We start from the raw sequence: 19,985 nt of genomic DNA, 5'->3' as shown, positions 1-19,985 counted from the left end.
TTGGAGGAAAGGGGGGATGGGAATTGAAAGATTTTGTAAGAGACAACCTTGGTTTCCCTCTGTGGCCTGAATTTCGGGCTATGTCCTATGAAGTTTGACGGCTATTGTACGGGTTGCGGAGGCGGAGAGGGGGACCAGTCCTGCAAAATAGCCAAGTGCAGTATCCAGCACGGTAAGATCAGTTTTAGCAACTACTCTGATGCGTGACAGTAAGACAGAAAATTAGTGATACGGAAATTTTGAACAATGGCTGTAAACTTCAAAATCAACCAAGAATCGAGATGTCGGAATTTCTGAAAGCTTAGAAAAAAGTATTTTGTAATGCGAATATGATAAAGTAAATGGGAGGAACGATATTTTGCAGGAAAGAGGATTTACTGAAAAAGACTGGAAGCTTTTTAGAAGTAAAATAGCGGAATGGCAGGAAGCCTATATAGACAGGCTCAATAAGGAATAAAGAATTATTAAGTGAAGATGCAAATCCATCAGATAAATTTTGGAGTCTGGAAGAGCGAATAAAAAAAGATAAGCAGAAAACTGGTGTTAGAGCAGAAATGAGCCGGTCGAACCTGATTTATAACATTATTTCACTTATGAATGAAGGCGCAATTCGTTTTGAAGATCTCGAAGAATTTAGTGATCAGTTGAGGGAAACAGTGAGATTTTTTAACGCGGATACCTATTAGCATTTGACGGGGATTTTACTGAAAAACCCTTCTACTATATTTAACTACGAACCATGCGTTGGAGGAAAGACAAACTCAAAGCGCTCTGGTGCAGTATTCTTATTCTTCTGTGTTCCTTTAGAAGTGCGTGCGGAGTGTGATTGTCTAAGATGATTCCAATTTTATCTCCAGCCGGATATCTATTGTCTATTAACTTGAGAAACCTGACAAAGTCGCTGCTTTTATGAGATTCGCTTACCAGTGGGATTGCTTCACCGGTAAGCAGGTCAAGATGGCTGCTAAAAGGGATACCTTTCCAGAACGTTTATACTCGTAATCACGCATGATGGTTGATCCTTCTTCCGTATGAGGGATGGGGCTTTGTCCTTGCCGGTTGTTTTGGGTGCCTTGATACCGGGTTTGTCATCATAAGAAATCGTATGAACAACTTCTTATCCCTCAGCAAAAGGTACGAATTTACCTGTTTCATCAAAACAAAGCCCCATGCTTTACACCATCACATTTTCCCTCCAAACACAGGAAATCCCCCATGCTCTCCATAATCCCTAATCTTCTCTACATTTTTCAAAGCTTCCATATCCTCCCCAGAAATCACAAACCCCAAGTCCGCATTTATCTTCATATGCTCAGGATTTGCAGTTTTAGGAAGCACGATCATCCCAAGCTGAATATCATACCTAATGCAAAGCTGCGGAACAGTTACCCCATATTTTTTTGCCATCTCCGCAATTGTCTCATTCTTAAGCGCCTATCCATGTGCAACCGGAGAATAAGCCACCATCACAATTCCTTTCTTCCGGCAAAATTCAATTAAGTCTATCGGCGTATTAGAAATATGGCAGAGCACCTGATTTACCATAGGCTTTATTTCCGCGGTCTCCCAAAGGCTTTCTATATCACCCTCCAAAAAGTTAGAAACGCCAATTGCACGGATCTTCCCGGTCTTATAGGCGTCCTCAAGAGCCTTCCATGCCAATCTGTTCCCTTCGACATAACGGTTTTCCGACTGATTCACCTCTGCCCAGGGCTGTGGTGAGTGAATAATCATCATATCAATATAGTTCAGTTCCATATCCGCTAAAGTCTTATCAATAGAAGCAGCTGCCTCCGCATATGTTTTATGCTCTGCGGCCACTTTGGATGTTACAAAAAGCTGTTCTCTCGGGATCTTGCAGGTACGGATTCCTTCACCGACTCCCCTCTCATTTCCGTAGGCCTGTGCGGTATCCACGTGGCGGTATCCAAGCTCAGCTGCCGCCCTGACCGCCTTTGCAGCCTCGGCATTATCAATAAGCCATGTTCCCAGTGCCAGCATTGGGACTTCCACGCCATTTGCTAATTTGATTGTTTTGTTATACATATTTCTTTACCTCCAAGTAATTGAAAATGATTCGTCAGCAAGGACGATCCTGCGCCTGCATGTCTCTTCCAGATATCTTTTATTACTGCAGTCCGTCAATCCAGGACTGCAGTTCCTCATCTGATACACTTCCGCTGAATCTCTGCCCGGCCAGCCAATTTCCACTGCCAGCCTGCTCCGCTAAGTCATTGACGCTTTCTCCGATATCGCTTCCACCGGATGTGCAGAACGGGATTACAGTGATTCCATCAAAATGATAGCTTTCGACAAATGTACTCATGATGCGGGGAACCTCCCCCCACCAGATTGGGTAACCGATATAAACGACAGTATATTCCTCAAGTGAAATCGCTTCACTGCCGATTTCAGGGCGGGCGTCCGGATCATTCATTTCTATGGATGTGCGGCTTGTATCGTCATTGTAATCCAGGTCTTCGTCCGTATATGGATCTGCCGGAATTATCTCATACATATCAGCATTCGTAATCGCAGCAATTTTCTCTGCCACTCCCTTTGTTGTGCCTGTTGCAGAAAAATACGCAACAAGCACGTCATTTCCGGTATCCTGATTGTCTGTTTTGCCTGAGTTTTCTTCTGGTCTGCCAGACTGCCCACTTGTTTCTTTAGATTGAACCGAATCGTTTGGCGTATTTTCTGTACTTTCATTTGAGATGGTTTCATTTTTTCCACAGGCAGTTAAAGCCATAATAAAACATAGCGCCATGGCCATAACGATACTTTTTGTCCGCGCCTTCATATGATTTCCTCCGAGTATTCCCTAATATTTACAGCCATTTAGCGGACCAGTCTGCTAGCTCTTTGCCGGATACATTTTCTGCAAAGCGTCTGCCGTCAGCTACATTGGCTTTCGGTGCAAGTGCCGCCATGTTTTTGCCGGAATCGCCCAGACCGCTTCCGCCGGATGTTGCAAAAGGAACCAGGGTCTTCCCGCTGAAATCATAGGCTTCCATGAAGGTATCGATTATGGACGGCTCTCTGTACCACCAAATGGGAAACCCGACAAACATCACGTCATACTGTGCCATATCTTCCACTTTGCTGCGGATTGCCGGGCGGCAGCTTCGGTCATTCATTTCGATGGAGCTTCTGCTCATATTATTTTGCCAGTTGAGATCCTCATTTGTGTACGGCGTTTCTGCCTGAATTTCAAATAAATCTGCTCCTGTTTCTTTTGCCAGTTTTTCTGCTACTCTTTTTGTTACTCCGCTTGCGCTGAAGTACGCTACTAATGATTTGCTCATAATGATCCTCCTCGTGATTAAATTGACTTTTATGGTTTTGTCCGATATAATAGCTACAAGTTTAATATACAACTTAAAGTTAACTTTAAGTCAATGGGCGGTTTTGGAAAAAATTATAAAATATTTATAAATTTATGAGGTGATGTTTATGCTTTATACCGTTGGCGAAATGGCAAAAGTGATGGGGGTTCCTGCTTCTACGCTGCGTTATTACGATAACGAGGGGATCCTTCCCTGCGTGGAGCGATCAAACGGGGGCATCCGTATGTTTACGGATAAATGGCTGAAGGTGGTTGAATGCCTGAAAAAATCCGGGTTATCCATTAAGGACATTAAGGCTTTTACTGAAATGATAGATCGTGGAGACGATTCGCTGCAAGAACGGCTTACATTGTTCCGCACCCGGAGAGACTCTGTCAAAAAGCAAATAGCAGATCTCCAGGAGACACTTGATTATCTGGAATTTAAATGCTGGTATTACGAGGAAGCTATTCAGGACGGTACAGAAAGCAAGGTACGCAGTTTAACTGTGGATGCGATTCCGGATCAATATAAAAGTACCAAACAAAAAATGAGTATCCCGGATAGTGAAGGCGCAGTAATGTCATGTGAGCTTGAAAATATGGCTTCGTCAGATGGAATGTACCGCTGAATATGAAAAGCAGCTTACTTAATTTAGTAAAAAATATCATTATAAATATTTTTAAGGAAAGAATTAAACTGGAGGTTAGCTGCATGTCAGAAACAAAGAATTACAAAAAGGACGGAGCGTTTTTAAGAAGTTAAATTGTTGACTGGAAGGGAGTTTATCTGAACAGGCTCAATTAGGAATATATTGAAATACTAATTGAAGATGCCGATACATCAGAAAAGCTTTGGTGACAGGGCAAGAGAATAAAGATAATCCATATTTTTGTTATATAAAAATCTCCCCCTGCTATGCAAGAGGAGAACGATATGAAGAATACTATTGGTAATAGAGTCGGAAAAGAGCACGGTTTTAAGATAAAGTCTGGTTCGAATCTTTTGATTCCAGCGAGATGATCTGCCTTGCCATGTCAATTTCCTTCTCAAAGAGACAGGTAAGAAGGCGGCAAGATTCATTGAAGGCCGCGCTGCTTTGTCTGCTGAGTGCCGCTTTATAAAATCCATTTTTGACTGTCAGCCATTGTCCATAGTATTTCCGTGAAAAAAACAAAGGTGCACTACTTGCGGTCATGTTTCTTTCTTTCAAGAAAAATCTGTATAAATAACGCCCCGTTAACAGAGCGTCAACATATTTTGCAGGAAGTAAAACTGATTTTTCGGACTCCTGCATCCAGACTTTAGCCTGTTTAAGTAGATAGCGTAATGTTTCAGGATGTGTTTTCAAGACTTCCTGTGACTGGTTTAGGAGTGGATCCTGTTTATCGGCAATAAAAGAATTGGCTTTGTTGATCATTTTTATGGTGATAAGGGCGTAAGTATTTAAAATCAAATCCCGTGTAGTCAGCTTTTGGCCGTCTAAAACGTACGTTGGATCAAAACAGTCATGAGTCTCTGATATTCCTTTTTGGACGATAAAATAATGCGGCCCGTGAAGGAGTTCACAAAGCGGATTCCACGGAATGAGGAATGCATCCATGCCGATAATAATATAGTCCCCGGCTGGAGTGTCTGCCCATCCCGTTTCCCGTTCCTTTTTGGTGATCCAGGGTGCATCTAATTTCATACCGCAATCTTCCAGTGCTTCTTCTAACCTCATGGAGAGGAATACATCGCAGATCGGGGCATAACGCAGGCGGCCTTCCGCCCAAAGCCCGGAAAAGGCGGCGGTATAGTTAAGACCAAAAGTGTTTGCTAAGGTAATCATACAGTCATGATAGCAGTTTAGACCTTGAAAATGGATAAGTTTCACTGTGCTGTATCCTCCAGGTCCCGTTTGACTTTTCCTGTTGCTGTTTTGTTCAGTTTATCCACGAACCGGATATTGCGCGGGCGTTTATAATCTGCAAGATGTTCGGTACACCAGATTTGGACGGACTCAAGCGGGATACCGTCTTTTGCAGGAACTATATCGGCACAGATACAATCGGTACCCGGCAATTCAGTCCTGCCGTACACCATACAGTCTTCGACCAGCGGACATCCCCGCAGACATGTTTCTATTTCTTCCGGATATACATTAAAACCGCGTATCAGCAGCATATTTTTCTTTCGCCCGCAGATATAGAGATACCCGTCGGCGTCAAAGTATCCGATATCTCCTGTGTGAAGCCAGCCATCTCTTAAAATTTCCTTTGTAGCTTTCTCATCATTATAATAACCGAGCATCACATTGGGCCCCTGAACTATGATTTCTCCAGGCTGATTCGGTGCATTTGTTTTTTTATTCTCTGTTTCCAGACAGACTTTTACGCCCGGCAGTGGTACGCCCACGGAATCCAGTTTATCTGCAGGAAGTTCACGGTACGGCTGGGCGATAAGGGGAGAGGCTTCGGTCATGCCGTAACCTGACCAGAACCTTATGTTAGGATAGGCGTCGGATAAGCGCCTTAAAGTGCCGTCGGGGGCTTTACTTCCGCCAAATCCGAAATACCGCAGAGAAGTGATATCATAGGGAATGGTGCGGCCGAGAGTACGGTCCAGCAGGATGGCAGCAACAGTTCCGCCGTCATAATGGCTGATACCTTGTTCCTGTGCGGCCCGAAAAAGAGCATCCAGTGTAAACCCTTCTGCCATCGCGAGCATCGGGAAACCGCGCAGAACACAAGAAAAGATAACGAGCAAACCGTAAATTCCTGAATAAGGAGTGCCAAGAGCGTACTTGGGCGACGGATCCCGGTATAGCTCATACCCCATATGCCTTAAATAGGCTGCGGCATTAAATGCGATGTTACTCTCTGAGAGCTGGACTAGTTTCGGATATCCTGTGGTGCCGGATGAAGCAAGCAAAAGCATGGGAGTACAGGGATCGGTTTTTTGTATGTCCGGTTGCTGCTGTGGAGCCGGCTGTAAAGCATCGGCGCAGAGGATGACCGGTGCAGGCGAATAGGCATCAGCAGCGGCCCTGCAAATAGGGAGCATGGCATTACAAGTAATGATCGTACATACCGGCACACGGTTCAGTAAATGGGAAAGCTCTGGGGCGGTAAGGCGTACGCTCAGTGGGAAAGCCGTCCATCCGGCTTGAAGGACAGCGAACAGAGCAATGAGAAAATCGCTTCCGTCAGGAAGAAGGATTGCGGCAGCCGGAGGACCATCTATGTGTGACAGAGCTGCCTGTAATGCTGCTGCACGCCGTGCCAGTTCTGCATACGAAATCGTTTCCTTTTCACCTAATACAGCGGGGAGGTCACATTCCCAGCGTGCCTGTAATGCATCTCTAATCATTTTGCATCGCCTCCTTAACCTTTCTTTCCACTAATCGAATGAGCCGGCCGTAAATATGGCAGTCAGCCATCTCCGGCAATTCAATCGTAATATCGAATTGTTCTTCAATATCCATGATCAGGCCGACAAATGAGAGCGAGTCTAAGTACAGATCTTTATACAGATCGGTTGTTTCTGTAATCGGAACAGAGATAACGGTTTCTTGTTTGATGAGTTGTATGATAAATTCCCTTACTGGCATGGTGGATGCTCCTTTTATATTTGTACAAAAGAGACTCCGAATTGACCGGAGCCAAATCCGGAGTCTTATGCTATCTTGCTACTCGATGTATATACCCCCGCTGATAGAAGCGGTAATGTATTGTGCCGAAGCTGTACCTCCCGCTATTATCCCAAATATAATCGTTACAAGAGTTCCGGCCGGCAGCGGAATATTCAGTCCCGTCTGGCTGGCTCTCCGGATTGTGTATTTGGGGATTTCTTCACCACCTATATAAGGCGGAAAATATACGAGAGTCTCTTGAAGTATCGTAAAGGCAAGTCTGTCGGTTTCTCCTATGGCAAGGCACATAAAGGGGCGCAGGATAATACCTTCCTCAATGAATAATTCTTGCCGGTTAGCAAATACGCCGTAAAAATTACGCAGTGTACCATCGTAAGGCATAACAAAGGATGAAGGATACGATTCATTTGTATTAATAGTGATGAGTCCGGAAGCCCACTCTCCGGGTTCCAGTGCCGTAAAATATCCGCCGTCGCCTCCGAAGCCGGCGTAGGCGATTTGGGACGGCGAACCCGTATTGTCAGTACTGAGTGAAACTCCACTTGAATTCTGGTTGGAGTAGGAGAAGGGGATCGTGGCGGCGGTTGGTCCTTGAGGACCGGAAGGCCCTGGATCGCCCTGGGGCCCAGCGGGTCCTGGATCGCCCTGGGGACCGGAAGGCCCGGGTTCACCTTGAGGTCCGGCGGGGCCAGATTCACCCTGGGGTCCGGCAACTCCAGGTATTCCTTGAGGTCCGGCAGGCCCAGGTTCGCCTTGTGGCCCGATAGGTCCAGGTTCACCTTGAGGTCCGGCAGGTCCAGGTTCGCCCTGCGGCCCGGCAACGCCAGGTACTCCTTCAGATCCAGCAGGTCCAGGTTCACCTTGAACTCCGGCAGGTCCGGGTTCGCCCTGCGGTCCGGCAACACCGGGTTCACCTTGAGGTCCGGCAGGTCCAGGTTCACCCTGAGGTCCTGGAGGCCCTGGTACTCCGGAACAACAAGGGGGGCAGCAGTCTGGTCGAGGCGGCCTGCACTTATTATTACAGCTGCAATTTGTTTCATATTTATCTGGGACATTTTCAGAATGATCATTGTAATACATTGAAATACCTCCTCTGGGGAAGATTGATAGATGAAGGGTCTCTATATAAATTATGCAGGAGTGATTGCATAGTTTCTAATTTTAATCTGAGCGAATGTACGTATAACAATAGGAAGAGTGCGTACGCCATGTCTGTATAAAAAAGAGGTTCTGCCGACTGGTAAAGAACCACGGGCAAAACCACTATTTTAGGAAACCGAGTTACCTTATTCCGCAGCATTGTGCGGATTCGCTTGTAGGGCAAGAATTACGTATTGCTCCATGGGGATACATTATTCTGCAGCTCTGCTGCAGACCCGCCCGCAGGGCATGTGTTACGGGGTGCCCTTTGGGTATACCCTATTCTACAGCATTGTGCAGATCCGCCCGCAGGGCATGAGTAACAGGAGGTCCTTTGTGTACATTTTGAAGCAGGTTCTGCTTCTGCGAACCATATAGCAATATATTTCGGCGGATTGTTTCTGCGAATCAGGGCTTTAGAATTACTTTGATACAGTTATCCTCTTTTTTATCAAAAATACTATAAGCGTGGCTTCCTTCCTCTAAGGAAAGCGTATGAGTTATGATATCTGTCGCATCAAATTCCCCTTTTTGTATTTTCTCCAACATCAAATCAACGTATCGGGTAGCAGGGCACTGCCCCATTTTTAAAGAGACATTTTTGGAGAAAAAATTTCCCAAAGGAAAATTATTATATTTATTGCCATATACTCCGATTAACGCTACTGTACCGGTCTTTCTGATACATTGAGAGGCTGTTTCTATAGCTGATTTTGATCCTCCCTGTAATTTGAGCGCAGTTTCAATTTTTTCCATAACCGAAGTTTTTCCATCCAGCCCCACACAATCAATTACGGAATGTGCTCCTCCATGTGTAATTTCTTTCATATGCTCCCCTACTTGCTCATGATCTTCAAAATTCAAGGTTTCCACACCGTAACCTCTTGCATGCTCCAGGCGATACCCCACATTATCGACTGCAATAATCCTGCCGGCTCCTTTTTGTATACACCATTTAATTGTCATCAATCCTATAGGTCCACAGCCTAATACAACTACGGTTTCCCCGGGTTTTACATTTGCAATTTCGGTACCCCAATAGGATGTGGGCAGGACATCTGTTACGAATAAAACCTGCTCATCGGTCAATCCTTCCGGCACTTTTTTAGGCCCTACATTGGCAAATGGTACCCTGATATATTCGGCTTGTCCTCCGGCGTAATTCCCATGATACTTGCTATAACCGAATAATCCTCCAGCTTCAGCATAATCATTTGAATTATCGCACTGACTGAATTCACCCTTATTACAAAATTCGCAATGCCCGCATGCGACGGGGAAGGGGATTACAACTCTGTCACCTTTCTTCAGATTTTTGACTTCTTTTCCTGTTTCTTCGACAATTCCCATTGTTTCATGTCCTAAAACATATCCGTCATACATTCCTTTTACTAAACCGTGCACTAAATGTAAATCCGATCCACAAATAGCCGTAGAAGTGACTTTTACTATAATATCATCATCTTTTTCTATCCGCGGATCGTCCACGGTTCTGCATTCAACTTTCTGCAACCCATCAAATACGATAGCTTTCATTAATTATACCTCCTGTAATCATTTGAAATATTATTTGTAGATGAAATAAATCTATACCTGGCAAGAAAATGGAACTGCTTAACGTCAATAGCAGTCAGGCCGGCATTTCTGTAGATTGAAAAGTTGACAAATATAATGTTTAGTACGAAACTAATACTTAGGGAGAGCATATTTGTTCTCCTATAAATCCTAATGGATGTTTAGCGTAAACAGATGGAGGGCGAATATATGAATCGGGATAATTTAAAATCATTTATGGATGATTTTTATAGTATCTCCAATAAGATGAATCAGATTAGGAATAAACCAGTTAAGTTCAAAGGGAACATCACGGTTAACTCATTAGACCTGTTTTTTCAGGATGTGGTAGGCAAAAACAAGGAGGTAAAGATGTATGAAATAGGTGCAATACTTGGGCTTACTAAGGGAGCTGTCTCCCAGATGGCGGTGAAATTGGAGAAAAAAGGACTGATTAAAAAGACAAAGTCAAAGGATAATGCGAGGGGAATTTACCTGGAACTGACAGCGGAGGGACAGCGTATTGATAAAGAGCAGCAGAAGAAGTTATCAGGATTTGGTGAGGTTTAAGGGGAAAACCGAATGGAAATTTGTTAAAGGTGGTGAAAAGTCGAATGTACTTAGTAATTTTAGGCGGAATGGTATTCTGCCTCGCGGCCAGTATCTATTGGCTGACCGGCAGATGGCTGTCTCTCTATGGAATTTGCGTCAGAAGATGGAATATCCGCCTGCTGCGGTTTGGGATTGTGCTGCTTGTGATTTTTCTATGCCGGACCTGGAGTATGGCTGGGGTGATTGTGGCCCATCTGCTGGCGCTGTTTGTTTTGGTTGAGATTGCAGCCATTGTAATTCGTGGGGGCGGAAAGCGCTATAAGGAAGAAAAGTGGTACCGGGTTCTAGGCCGTATTTACCGCAGTGGTCTTATCCCGGGAGTTATCACTTGCCTGTTGCTGGGATATGGATATTACAACATGGGGCATATTGTCAGAACCGAATATAATATTGTCACGGATAAACTGCAGAATGACTATAAAGTGGTCTTGATTACCGATACCCATTATGATACGATTCAAAGCCCGGATATTCTGAAAAATAAAATAGAAGAGATCAATGCATTGAATCCGGATGTCATTGTGCTTGGCGGTGATATTGTGGAGGAAGGAACATCAAAGGCATCTATGCAGGAGGTATTCCGGGTGCTTGGAGGGCTTAAAAGTACCTATGGCACTTATTATGTCTATGGAAATCATGACCGCCAGCTATATGCAGACGTAACTTCTCATTCCCGGAAGTATACGGAACAGGAGCTGGTACAGGCCATAGAAACAAATAGTATTACGATTCTGTGTGACGATTGGGTTCCGGTAGGGGATGAATTGATTCTGGCAGGAAGGGAAGATGCATCATACACATCAGGACGTGCTTCTGTGAAAGCGTTATTAGAGAATGCAGACAGGAAACGGTTTATCATTGTAGCGGATCACCAGCCAGTGGAAGCGGAAGAAAATGCTGCACAGAAAGTGGATTTGGTACTATCCGGTCATACCCATGCCGGACAGATATTTCCTACAGGTTATTTCACAGAGTAGTTCCTTAGCCCTAATTACGGTAAATATCAGGAGGAAGAATGCAGCATGGTGGTGTCCTCGGGGGCTGCCGGATGGGGATTTCCTGTTCGTACACAAGGAAAGTGTGAATATGTTGTTATTCATATAAATAAAGAAGGGAAAACCTATGGTAATGCTGAATAATGGGTTATAAGATCAGTTCTTTGATGAGGAATCAGCGGTACAATGCAGCCTATAAGTGGTGATCGGGTGCTGCATTTGAGTTTTTTGGAGATTGAATGGTTGACCATACATTTAGAAAGGAAGGTATTCATATATGAGAGCTGTAATTGTATATGCGTCTGTACATCATGGAAATACAAAGAAAATCGTGGACGTTATGGCACCAGAGGTAGGTGCGGACGTTGTGGACATCACAAAGGAAAAGGACGTGGATCTGGCGGGTTATGATGTGATAGGACTGGCATCCGGGGTATTTTATCATTCCATGCATGATGGGATAAAAGAGCTTATTGAGAAAAGCGATTTTTCCGGAAACCAAAAGGTGTTCACGGTTACAACCTGTGGTGTCGGGTACCGTAATTATGCAAGTGGTGCGGCAAAACAGATAAAAATAAAAGGAGCGGACTATCTTGGAAACTTTCAATGCCGTGGCTTTGATACATTTGGGGTGTTTGGGAGGATTGGGGGAATAGCGAAGAAGCATCCTGATAGGAAGGATATGGAGAATGCAAGGCAGTTTATGAAGAGAATAATTAAGGTATAAGCGGTATTTCTTTGGGATGAAGCATATCATTGAATTTATTAAAACAAATCGAATCAGGGGAAAAAGCGGCAGATACAGAGCTGTGTGATTAGAGGGGATTAAGTGCGAATGTCAAGTAGACATAAATCCCTTAGGAGATTCGCACCAAAAAAACGTGAAAATTTGAATGATTTGAAGTGAATGCGAAAGGAAAAGCTTGCTTAAAGAGAAGAGAATGGGTATAATTGACTAATAGGAATGAGACGACAAAGGGGATATTTGTGCAATATTGCTGTCGCTCCTTCACGGGAGCGTGGATTGAAATCTCCGATGTGGTGTCGACCTCGTTTTGCCCGATCGGTCGCTCCTTCACGGGAGCGTGGATTGAAATCCATTTCTACAACCGCATAATTGCCCACATCCGTTGTCGCTCCTTCACGGGAGCGTGGATTGAAATCCTTAAGGTATACACCCTCGAAGTTACCTGTATCTGTCGCTCCTTCACGGGAGCGTGGATTGAAATCACCATCCGGTCGATATGGCTGCCGACGCTGGCCAGTCGCTCCTTCACGGGAGCGTGGATTGAAATTTGTGGGCTGAGGAGTAACTCAAGAATAAAAATGGTCGCTCCTTCACGGGAGCGTGGATTGAAATACCCGGGTTGTTTGATCCGCCATTACCTTTGATCTCGTCGCTCCTTCACGGGAGCGTGGATTGAAATCATTTTAATGTTATGCCATTGATTCCGTTTGCGATGTCGCTCCTTCACGGGAGCGTGGATTGAAATTCCTAACAGAACTGCCCTTTGTGACGCAGTCCTAAGTCGCTCCTTCACGGGAGCGTGGATTGAAATAATATCTGCGCAGGGAGGGAACGATCGCTGTTCCGGTCGCTCCTTCACGGGAGCGTGGATTGAAATGAAACAAGTGCGATACAAGTCCTGAAAACAGATGTCGCTCCTTCACGGGAGCGTGGATTGAAATAATGTTACGCGAAATGAATTAGGCGGCACATACGGTCGCTCCTTCACGGGAGCGTGGATTGAAATAACGAGTCAGTCCTTGGTGCTGGGTTATCATTTGTCGCTCCTTCACGGGAGCGTGGATTGAAATCACTTTAAAGTGATGCCATTTATTCCATTTGCGATGTCGCTCCTTCACGGGAGCGTGGATTGAAATCACGTGAAACATTGAAAAAGGAGGATGATTTAGAGTCGCTCCTTCACGGGAGCGTGGATTGAAATTACGACTAATCTGTATGCACTATCCGACACATCGTCGCTCCTTCACGGGAGCGTGGATTGAAATCTGCAGGATGTAGGCCAGCGGGCACTGGTTTTTGTCGCTCCTTCACGGGAGCGTAAAAGAAAAATTAAAGAAACACTTAACTAACATAAATAATGAAAGAAAGGTAAACGTACGGTAAATACGCTAACAGGTTTAGACTATGAGTGAACAGAAATCATTTGATATTAGATATTTACCGCTTAGAATTTCGCTGGTTTCATTAAAACAAGCAGAATTACCGTGTTATCTCGGGTCGACATTACGAGGAGTGATCGGGCAGGCGTTATATAAGGAAGATAGAAAGGCTTACGATTTTCTCTATGCGAATGGTAAGTACTGTGATGGGAAGCAAGATATTGTAAAGCCCTATTTGATAGTTCCACCTGAGGCTTTCGGGACAAAAACGATAATTGAACAGGGAGAACAATTAAAATTCGAATTCATACTTCTTGGAAATGCAGTTAAATATGCCCCTTCATTGTCAAGGGCCTTACAGGATATCTGGCGCTTTGGTTTAGGAGCGCAGCGATATCCTTTTAGTTTATCGCAAATCAATAATAGCCAGGATCAAAGAGTCCTTTGGAGAAAAGAAAATTATTACGCGACAGGCGCCAATGCCGTCAGTATACCTTATCAAAAATTGCAGAAAGTTACAGGTGTAGTAATAAAGCTCTGCACCCCGCTTCGAATACGTCGTAGTGGCCAGTTGTTAACAAGCATAACGTTTCCGACACTGATTCGAAATATTACTAATCGGATAATTGCGATAACCGAGAGGTATGGAGGGTTTGTGAATAAGGAGGAGGCTACCAGGCTTTTGATGCTTGCAGCAGAGGTCAGGACGACGAAGGAGGACTTGAGGCTGGAACAAGTAGAACGATATTCAAACCGTCTGAAGGGAAAGATGGATCTAAGTGGTTTATTGGGGGAGTTGGAGTTTGCGGGGGATCTGACACCTTTTGTCCCGTGGCTGCTTGCAGCGCAAATTTTGCACATTGGTCGGAATACGACCTTTGGGATGGGGCGGATTGAGGTATATTTTATTTGAAAAATCTATAAAGAACACATTAGGAGGAACGGATGAAACAAGAAGAAACAAACAGAAAAAGCGAAGAGGATCATATAGATAAATATGCAAATGCTGATTATTCTACTATAAGAAATATTAAATTGAACTATGAGCGGATGGAACAGGGAATTGTAAATGAATTATATTTTAAAGTGCCCCATGGCAGCACAATTGGGCATTATCGGGAACAAATTTGGGGGAAGATGTTTCGTAACATTGTGCCTAAAAAGTTTGTGATTGAACAGTCTATGTTTATCATTGATTCCTACGGTCAAGTTTCGAAGGAAGTGGATTTGGCTGTTTTTGATGAAACTTATACTCCATATATTTTTAGTTATGGTAATTTAAAATTTCTTCCGATTGAAGCGGTGGCAGCAGTTATTGAATGCAAAAGTTCCTCTATGGACAAGAAAATATTAAAGAAATGGGCTTGCAGCATTAAAGCGTTAAGGACTTCAAACAAATCATATACCCGTATGATTGGTAAAATTGTGTGCGGGGAAATAGAACCTACAATAACACAGACAGCTACGCGCCCTTTGCGGATTTTGTGTTGTTTAAACGAGAAGGATATTAGTGAATTGGTAGATGAAGATGAAAATCCTTTTGATATTGTTATAAGGGCAATTCCTAATAAGGGCGGCAAATTGCAGATTGAATGGGATGACAGCAAGAAAAATCTATACGATTGGTATGTATCCTTAAACCATGCAAAGGGTTTGCCAGAGCATAAAAATGATCAAGTAGACTGGGAAGAGGCAGTGAAAAATTACGGATTAGATAAATATTTGGTTCATCATGAAGGCACAGAACTTTCACTACTGACATTTAATTTTCAGCTAAATCAGGTACTCATGTTGATTAATAATCCAATGTTGTTCCCACATGCTGCTTATGCGGAGATGTTTGACAATAATGGAAATATGGAGGAAAAGGGGAATGAATGAACAAATTGTTGCGCTATCCGTAGACAAAATTCAAACATTTTTGACAGAGGTTATACATTCTCATGCACAGGAAAAGCAGACGGAAGATGCTACACTTCGGGGAATTATAAATTCCTCTTATCAGGTTTCCAAGGGCTTCTTTGAACATATACATAATAAATTCCCTGAATTCGATAACTATGTGCTTTTAAAATGTTCGGGAGTATATGTCTTTCGTTGTACATTATCTGAAGCGGAGCTGGAGAGCCGTCTCAATACTTTATTTGAGGAATATTATCGAGAATCACAGGGACAGAAGTTAATCCGATGGACAGTTTTTTCTTCTGAAGGATTGGATGATATCGCTGCAATTCAAACGGCAAAGGCAAATCTTAAGAAGACGAATAACTGGAATGAAATAATATCAAAAAATCGTGAGCTGCTTTTCTCATTTTGCAAGGCGCCGGAGGATGAGGACAAAAAACGTAGTATTAAAATAGATACAGAGAAGTTTCCTGCTTTTGCCGAAAATATCAATGCATTGCGAAAGAAAGAAAATAATGAAGAAGCGAATAAAAAGGAAGATGATTCAAAACGCTTTCGTATCGCTATACTAAAAGCTGACTTAGACAGAATGGGAGCAATGTTCAAAAATATAAAAGATTATAAAAAATATAGAAATATCAGCCAGATACTTAATGAAGAGATTTCTTTGGAAGGGCTGCATCGAATGGCTGTCAAATGTGCGCCAGAAGGGAGAAGGGGGTGGCTTTTTCCATTATACATAGCTGGAGATGATATCTTTTTTGCTGTAGCCATCGAAGATTTGATTTGCGGAATCAATGTTTGCAGGGAAATTATGCAAAATGTAAATGGAAAAATCAAAGAGTGCGGAAATACAACAAAGTTGTTTATAAGTGTTGGGGTAGAAATTACATTTAACAAACAGCCTGTCCGCTACTATATGGAAATGGTTGAGGCTCAGCTAAAAAATGCAAAATCCAAGAAAATTTCGGATACCTTGAATGAGTTTTTTATAATGAAGATATCTATTGGAAACATGACTTTTTTCGATATAGATTATGGAGAATTGAAGAAAGAAAAAGAATTACTAGAGTGTAAAACAAAAGAAAAATCGAGATGTAAATGTGAAAATTGCAGGAAACGGTCAGCAATAAACCAGCAGTTAAAAAACACCCCGATTTGGAATTTTTTCCTTAGCGATGTTAAGCTCCTTAATTATATAAGAAGCAAAGAGAGTGGATGCTCTGAATTTTTGGGGAAGCCTAACTTTTTTTATACATTGTTAGAGGATATTACGGCTGACGATATCCAGTCTGATCAGGTACAATATATAAATCATATATTGTATCATTTGCGCCCAAGGCATTTGGATGATTCTGATCAAAGGGCAGGAAAGCTGGAACTTCTTTTGAACGGTAATTTAATACGGCAGTTATATATAAAGGATGAATATGGAACGAGGATAAAACTGGATAGCCTGACAAGGCACCGTTTTGAGTCATATCTGCGTTTAATGCTGCTCTTCTGTGATGCCCGTTTTCAGATTTCGGATAAAGAAGGATGGGATATGTATGAGAAAAGGTATGAAGAGAGTAAAACAGATATCTGTCGCTATTTGTTTGTACAGCCTAGAAAATATCTTTTCGAACGTTGTCTAAAAAAGCTGAATAGAGAATTGACAGCTGTTTTTGTGAAAGAAAAAACTTTAAAGAAATCACGGAAATGTGGGTACCAACGACTTGTACTTGAAACATCTATGCTTTACCGCCTGAGGGAAACAGATACGATACCGGCAGAAAAGGCCGCAGATATGATAGAATTGCGCAACCCATCAACGGTGGAAGCAAAGCAGGAGATACAAGCTTTAAATGAAAAGCGTGAAAAGGAAGGGAAACATCCTAACCGATTGTATTTTGATAAGGAGAAGTTTTGTAAACTTGCAGTAAGTACAAAGGCGTGGACTCCTGTTTTTGTGGATTCTCTGATGCTGTTTTATCAATACAATGAGCTGGCTATGAAATTCAAAAAGACGGAGTTAGAATAGGAGGTTTTTGTAAATGGAGAACGTCATAAAAATAAGAATAAAAACCCTTTCAAATCTTTTCATCGGAGGATCGCCGATGCCTTTTGAAATAGGTGGAATTGATCAGTGGACAGCAGTGGATGGACAGGGTTTTCCGTGTATTCCTGCGTCATCTTTGAAAGGGGCACTTCGCGCTATTGTTATGGAGGATCATAGTAAAGAGGCTGATGAAATCGCTCGATGGTATGCGGAACTGTTAAGAAAAGAAAAAGAAGAAAATGAGGCGCTGATTCAGAAATATTATAAGGAAAATACAGAAGCGCTTGTCAGAACTAAAGAACGCTATGCCAGCGCGATAAAAGAGGCATCAGCAGGCCACCTTTTTGGGATTAGAGAGTTTAATAACACACCCAAACTGTTATTCAATGACTTGCTGTTAAAAAAAGAGCATCGTGATTTGAATAAATGTTTTTCTATTGACACAAAAACATCGATTAATTGCGAAGGTGCGGAGCCGAAATCAAATCCACGTACTTATAAAACCGCAAGAATGGGTTTAGAGTTTGAGGGGGAGATTGAGCTCTACAGGTTCAATTCCAAATATTTCGACAATAATGCCATTGAGAAATGTAAAGCATATATAGTTTATAATTTGAAAAAGTTTAATGGTGGCGTTTATCGGCTTGGCAATTCAAAAAGCCGTGGTTACGGAAAGGTATATGTATCGATTGAATAAGGCGGGGGAGAGGAATGTGAGAAATTATAAAATCGTATTGAAAGCGACAGGTGCAATTACACAGCTTCCCGATTCTCAAAAAGTATTTGGGGCGCTGACCACTATGTACGCAGAAACAAACGGAAACGAAAAAGCTGCAAAGATGGTAAAGGCCGTACTTGATAAGACAATTCATTTGGCCTTGTCTAGTGTAATGCCATTACATTATTTTCCTATGCCTCAAGATTATGTTGTTGATAAGCTGGCAGAGAAAATATCAGAGGCTGTGAGTCTAAAAGAGCAGCGGGCAGCAGTAAAAGAGAGAGCCTTTATTAGGGAGTGGGATTTAAGACGTGTAATGGAAAATCCTGAAACTTGTAGTGATTTATATCCATATATTAAACAATCTGATGGTCAGCAGCTTCGCGCTTCTATGGAAAGCGTGATATATGGCGTTGAAGGTCTCGAAACGAAATTATATACGGTGCCTTTTTTAAAACTGCAGGAAGTAAAGAGAAATAAGGATGGTAGGAAATTGATGGATTCTGTAAATGAGTTTTGTTTTTACCTGCAGGGGGATGAAAATAAGTTGATTGAATCCGTGCTTGATGTAATAAAAGAACTGGTGCAAAATGGGACATCGCTTATATTAGGAAAGCGTGCGTCACAAGGGTTGAATAAGTACCGGGTAACTGATGTGCAACCTATAAAACTTCCGAATGCAAATTATTATTTGAACTTAGGTATGTTGCTGCCTGATAAGATTGACTACGGGTCATCTACATTAAAACTATTTACTTCAGAGCGGCGTCCGTTTGCAATGCAAGGGGGCTGGAATCAAACCTGCGGGAAATATTTTATCAGCTTTATCGATAGTGGCAGTGTAATTTCTTTGCAGAATGGAGTAGGAGAAGCCGGTAAGTGCGTACCATCACCTTTTAATAAAATGCGGGATATTGTGTTTGGTAATGCATTTCTGTATCCAATTGTTCAGAGAAAAGAGGGAAAAGGATGAAAAAGATTACATATACAATGAAACTTTTATCGAGTTTGATTGTATCCCCCAGATCAGGACAGGCATTATATAAAGAAATTGATGAATTCTGCCTATCACCGTATGTTAAGATACCTGATACTAAGGACGATGAGAAACATGAGGTCAGAGTTGTCTATCCGTTCTATCAATATGGCGAATATGAAAGGTATGATCCCGAACATGCAAATTATTATCTTCCGGGAAGTTCTGTAAAAGGTGCCCTGTTGCAGCATAAAAGAAAAGGATTTAAACTTATGGCAGACGATGTGCCGGTTCCGAATTTATCAATTGTTCTTCGCAGTCTTTGGAAAGCCCAATATCTTGATGACGTCGGGAAGGCAGGATTTGCCTTGTTTTTTGATAATGTAGGTATCGAAATGATTAAAGACGGAACGGAGTTAGATGGTGACTTATATCTGGAAGAAAATATAGCGTTTTCGGAAATATTAGAAACGGCAAACAAAGATACAAAAGATAAAATAAATCAAATGCGCACATATATTCAAATGCTGCTGGTGAGAGAATTTAAGAATGAGGATTTAAAGAAATATCTGCATACAATAGAAGAAAAACTGACTGCTTTGCTTAAAGAAAATAATGTGATTTTAGTTGGCGGTTATAAGGGATTACTCCATTCCATATTGTTGGGGCATAATAGAAGTGAGCTGGCAGGAGGCTTATTTATTGATCCTGAGACATTGCTGCCCCATGGGCTTGTAAGAGTCAAGGAGGTTATTTCGGTGTAACTTATTAGGTTTATTACAATTCTATTAAGAAGACTGGAAGCCAGAGTATTATCTGCAATTACAATGCCTTTTATTGATAAGTTGCAATGTATATTATAAAGAAAGCGTTAGAAGCGGGATATTGATAATTATGTTGACGATAGGCAATGGAGGAAGTATAGTAAAAATATCAAGTGCGAATGTCAAGTAA

The 19,985-nt window shown here is 42.4% G+C and carries 17 protein-coding genes, 2 pseudogenes and 1 CRISPR repeat array; of the genes and pseudogenes, 11 read left to right on the top strand and 8 right to left on the bottom strand.

Going from position 1 to position 19,985, the window contains the following annotated elements:
• Positions 1-23: 23 nt before the first annotated feature.
• Positions 24-186: pseudogene (locus ARB69_RS28295) on the top strand (DUF3795 domain-containing protein); the annotation flags it as partial.
• Between the two features lie 996 nt (positions 187-1,182).
• Here ARB69_RS28295 and ARB69_RS13305 read toward each other — a convergent pair.
• The 3 genes and pseudogenes from ARB69_RS13305 to ARB69_RS13295 form a co-directional block, all read right to left on the bottom strand.
• A pseudogene (locus ARB69_RS13305) lies at positions 1,183-2,001 on the bottom strand (aldo/keto reductase).
• A 127-nt stretch (positions 2,002-2,128) separates the two neighbouring features.
• The gene (locus tag ARB69_RS13300; protein WP_055153585.1) at positions 2,129-2,803 is read right to left on the bottom strand and encodes a flavodoxin; all 675 of its coding nucleotides are present in this window, start codon (positions 2,801-2,803) and stop codon (positions 2,129-2,131) included.
• A gap of 28 nt (positions 2,804-2,831) precedes the next feature.
• Positions 2,832-3,308: a flavodoxin gene (locus tag ARB69_RS13295; protein ID WP_055153583.1), complete on the bottom strand. Its 477-nt coding sequence runs from the start codon at positions 3,306-3,308 to the stop codon at positions 2,832-2,834.
• Between the two features lie 148 nt (positions 3,309-3,456).
• On the opposite strand from ARB69_RS13295, the gene ARB69_RS13290 reads away from it, so the two are divergent.
• Entirely contained in the window at positions 3,457-3,960 is a 504-nt protein-coding gene (locus tag ARB69_RS13290; protein WP_070102423.1) for a MerR family transcriptional regulator, read from the top strand.
• 348 nt (positions 3,961-4,308) lie between these two features.
• Here the strand turns inward: ARB69_RS13290 and ARB69_RS13285 are convergent, their stop codons facing one another.
• The 5 genes from ARB69_RS13285 to ARB69_RS13260 form a co-directional block, all read right to left on the bottom strand.
• Positions 4,309-5,205 carry a hypothetical protein gene (locus tag ARB69_RS13285; protein ID WP_055153581.1) on the bottom strand — a complete coding sequence of 299 codons (897 nt, stop codon included), beginning with the start codon at positions 5,203-5,205 and terminating at the stop codon, positions 4,309-4,311.
• Entirely contained in the window at positions 5,202-6,680 is a 1,479-nt protein-coding gene (locus ARB69_RS13280; protein ID WP_055153579.1) for a class I adenylate-forming enzyme family protein, read from the bottom strand. The genes ARB69_RS13285 and ARB69_RS13280 overlap by 4 nt, the downstream gene beginning before the upstream one ends.
• Positions 6,673-6,921, bottom strand: a complete 249-nt coding sequence (locus ARB69_RS13275) for an acyl carrier protein (RefSeq protein WP_050641192.1) — start codon at positions 6,919-6,921, stop codon at positions 6,673-6,675. The genes ARB69_RS13280 and ARB69_RS13275 overlap by 8 nt, the downstream gene beginning before the upstream one ends.
• A 314-nt stretch (positions 6,922-7,235) precedes the next feature.
• Positions 7,236-8,033: a hypothetical protein gene (locus ARB69_RS13265; protein WP_055153577.1), complete on the bottom strand. Its 798-nt coding sequence runs from the start codon at positions 8,031-8,033 to the stop codon at positions 7,236-7,238.
• 478 nt (positions 8,034-8,511) lie between these two features.
• Complete coding sequence (locus ARB69_RS13260) at positions 8,512-9,639, bottom strand: zinc-dependent alcohol dehydrogenase (protein WP_055153575.1); 1,128 nt, start codon at positions 9,637-9,639, stop codon at positions 8,512-8,514.
• A 228-nt stretch (positions 9,640-9,867) separates the two neighbouring features.
• On the opposite strand from ARB69_RS13260, the gene ARB69_RS13255 reads away from it, so the two are divergent.
• From ARB69_RS13255 to ARB69_RS13215, 9 genes are all read left to right on the top strand, one after another.
• The gene (locus ARB69_RS13255; protein WP_055153573.1) at positions 9,868-10,227 is read left to right on the top strand and encodes a MarR family winged helix-turn-helix transcriptional regulator; all 360 of its coding nucleotides are present in this window, start codon (positions 9,868-9,870) and stop codon (positions 10,225-10,227) included.
• Positions 10,228-10,271: 44 nt separating this feature from the next.
• On the top strand, positions 10,272-11,246 hold the full coding sequence (locus tag ARB69_RS13250) for a metallophosphoesterase (protein WP_055153572.1): 975 nt from the start codon (positions 10,272-10,274) through the stop codon (positions 11,244-11,246).
• A 295-nt stretch (positions 11,247-11,541) separates the two neighbouring features.
• The gene (locus ARB69_RS13245) at positions 11,542-11,991 is read left to right on the top strand and encodes a flavodoxin family protein (protein WP_050641186.1); all 450 of its coding nucleotides are present in this window, start codon (positions 11,542-11,544) and stop codon (positions 11,989-11,991) included.
• A 273-nt stretch (positions 11,992-12,264) separates the two neighbouring features.
• A CRISPR array of direct repeats spans positions 12,265-13,341; the repeat unit is 31 nt; unit sequence GTCGCTCCTTCACGGGAGCGTGGATTGAAAT.
• Positions 13,342-13,416: 75 nt separating this feature from the next.
• Positions 13,417-14,304, top strand: coding sequence for a CRISPR system precrRNA processing endoribonuclease RAMP protein Cas6 (gene cas6, locus ARB69_RS13240; protein ID WP_055153571.1), 888 nt, complete (start codon positions 13,417-13,419; stop codon positions 14,302-14,304).
• Positions 14,305-14,336: 32 nt separating this feature from the next.
• Positions 14,337-15,272, top strand: coding sequence for a DUF6602 domain-containing protein (locus tag ARB69_RS13235; RefSeq protein ID WP_242857594.1), 936 nt, complete (start codon positions 14,337-14,339; stop codon positions 15,270-15,272).
• Positions 15,265-17,319 carry a Cas10/Cmr2 second palm domain-containing protein gene (locus tag ARB69_RS13230; RefSeq protein WP_055153569.1) on the top strand — a complete coding sequence of 685 codons (2,055 nt, stop codon included), beginning with the start codon at positions 15,265-15,267 and terminating at the stop codon, positions 17,317-17,319. The genes ARB69_RS13235 and ARB69_RS13230 overlap by 8 nt, the downstream gene beginning before the upstream one ends.
• A 13-nt stretch (positions 17,320-17,332) precedes the next feature.
• Entirely contained in the window at positions 17,333-18,034 is a 702-nt protein-coding gene (locus ARB69_RS13225; RefSeq protein WP_050641183.1) for an RAMP superfamily CRISPR-associated protein, read from the top strand.
• 16 nt (positions 18,035-18,050) lie between these two features.
• Positions 18,051-19,028, top strand: a complete 978-nt coding sequence (locus ARB69_RS13220; protein WP_055153609.1) for a hypothetical protein — start codon at positions 18,051-18,053, stop codon at positions 19,026-19,028.
• A complete protein-coding gene (locus tag ARB69_RS13215) occupies positions 19,025-19,795 on the top strand; it encodes a hypothetical protein (RefSeq protein ID WP_055153567.1) in 771 nt (256 codons plus the stop codon). The genes ARB69_RS13220 and ARB69_RS13215 overlap by 4 nt, the downstream gene beginning before the upstream one ends.
• Positions 19,796-19,985 lie beyond the last annotated feature (190 nt).

The sequence above is a fragment of the Faecalicatena contorta genome (assembly GCF_001404335.1).
GTDB classification, from domain to species: domain Bacteria; phylum Bacillota; class Clostridia; order Lachnospirales; family Lachnospiraceae; genus Faecalicatena; species Faecalicatena contortus_B.
Note: the sequence above shows the minus strand (reverse complement) of the source record. Positions and strands in the feature narration are given on the sequence as shown.

Coding starts and splice junctions, on each gene's coding strand:
- ARB69_RS13300 (WP_055153585.1), bottom strand. CDS start 2,803: ATGAAGGCGCGGACAAAAAGTATCGTTATGGCCATGGCGCTATGTTTT.
- ARB69_RS13295 (WP_055153583.1), bottom strand. CDS start 3,308: ATGAGCAAATCATTAGTAGCGTACTTCAGCGCAAGCGGAGTAACAAAA.
- ARB69_RS13290 (WP_070102423.1), top strand. CDS start 3,457: ATGCTTTATACCGTTGGCGAAATGGCAAAAGTGATGGGGGTTCCTGCT.
- ARB69_RS13280 (WP_055153579.1), bottom strand. CDS start 6,680: ATGATTAGAGATGCATTACAGGCACGCTGGGAATGTGACCTCCCCGCT.
- ARB69_RS13275 (WP_050641192.1), bottom strand. CDS start 6,921: ATGCCAGTAAGGGAATTTATCATACAACTCATCAAACAAGAAACCGTT.
- ARB69_RS13265 (WP_055153577.1), bottom strand. CDS start 8,033: ATGATCATTCTGAAAATGTCCCAGATAAATATGAAACAAATTGCAGCT.
- ARB69_RS13260 (WP_055153575.1), bottom strand. CDS start 9,639: ATGAAAGCTATCGTATTTGATGGGTTGCAGAAAGTTGAATGCAGAACC.
- ARB69_RS13255 (WP_055153573.1), top strand. CDS start 9,868: ATGAATCGGGATAATTTAAAATCATTTATGGATGATTTTTATAGTATC.
- ARB69_RS13250 (WP_055153572.1), top strand. CDS start 10,272: ATGTACTTAGTAATTTTAGGCGGAATGGTATTCTGCCTCGCGGCCAGT.
- ARB69_RS13245 (WP_050641186.1), top strand. CDS start 11,542: ATGAGAGCTGTAATTGTATATGCGTCTGTACATCATGGAAATACAAAG.
- cas6 (WP_055153571.1), top strand. CDS start 13,417: ATGAGTGAACAGAAATCATTTGATATTAGATATTTACCGCTTAGAATT.
- ARB69_RS13235 (WP_242857594.1), top strand. CDS start 14,337: ATGAAACAAGAAGAAACAAACAGAAAAAGCGAAGAGGATCATATAGAT.
- ARB69_RS13230 (WP_055153569.1), top strand. CDS start 15,265: ATGAATGAACAAATTGTTGCGCTATCCGTAGACAAAATTCAAACATTT.
- ARB69_RS13225 (WP_050641183.1), top strand. CDS start 17,333: ATGGAGAACGTCATAAAAATAAGAATAAAAACCCTTTCAAATCTTTTC.
- ARB69_RS13215 (WP_055153567.1), top strand. CDS start 19,025: ATGAAAAAGATTACATATACAATGAAACTTTTATCGAGTTTGATTGTA.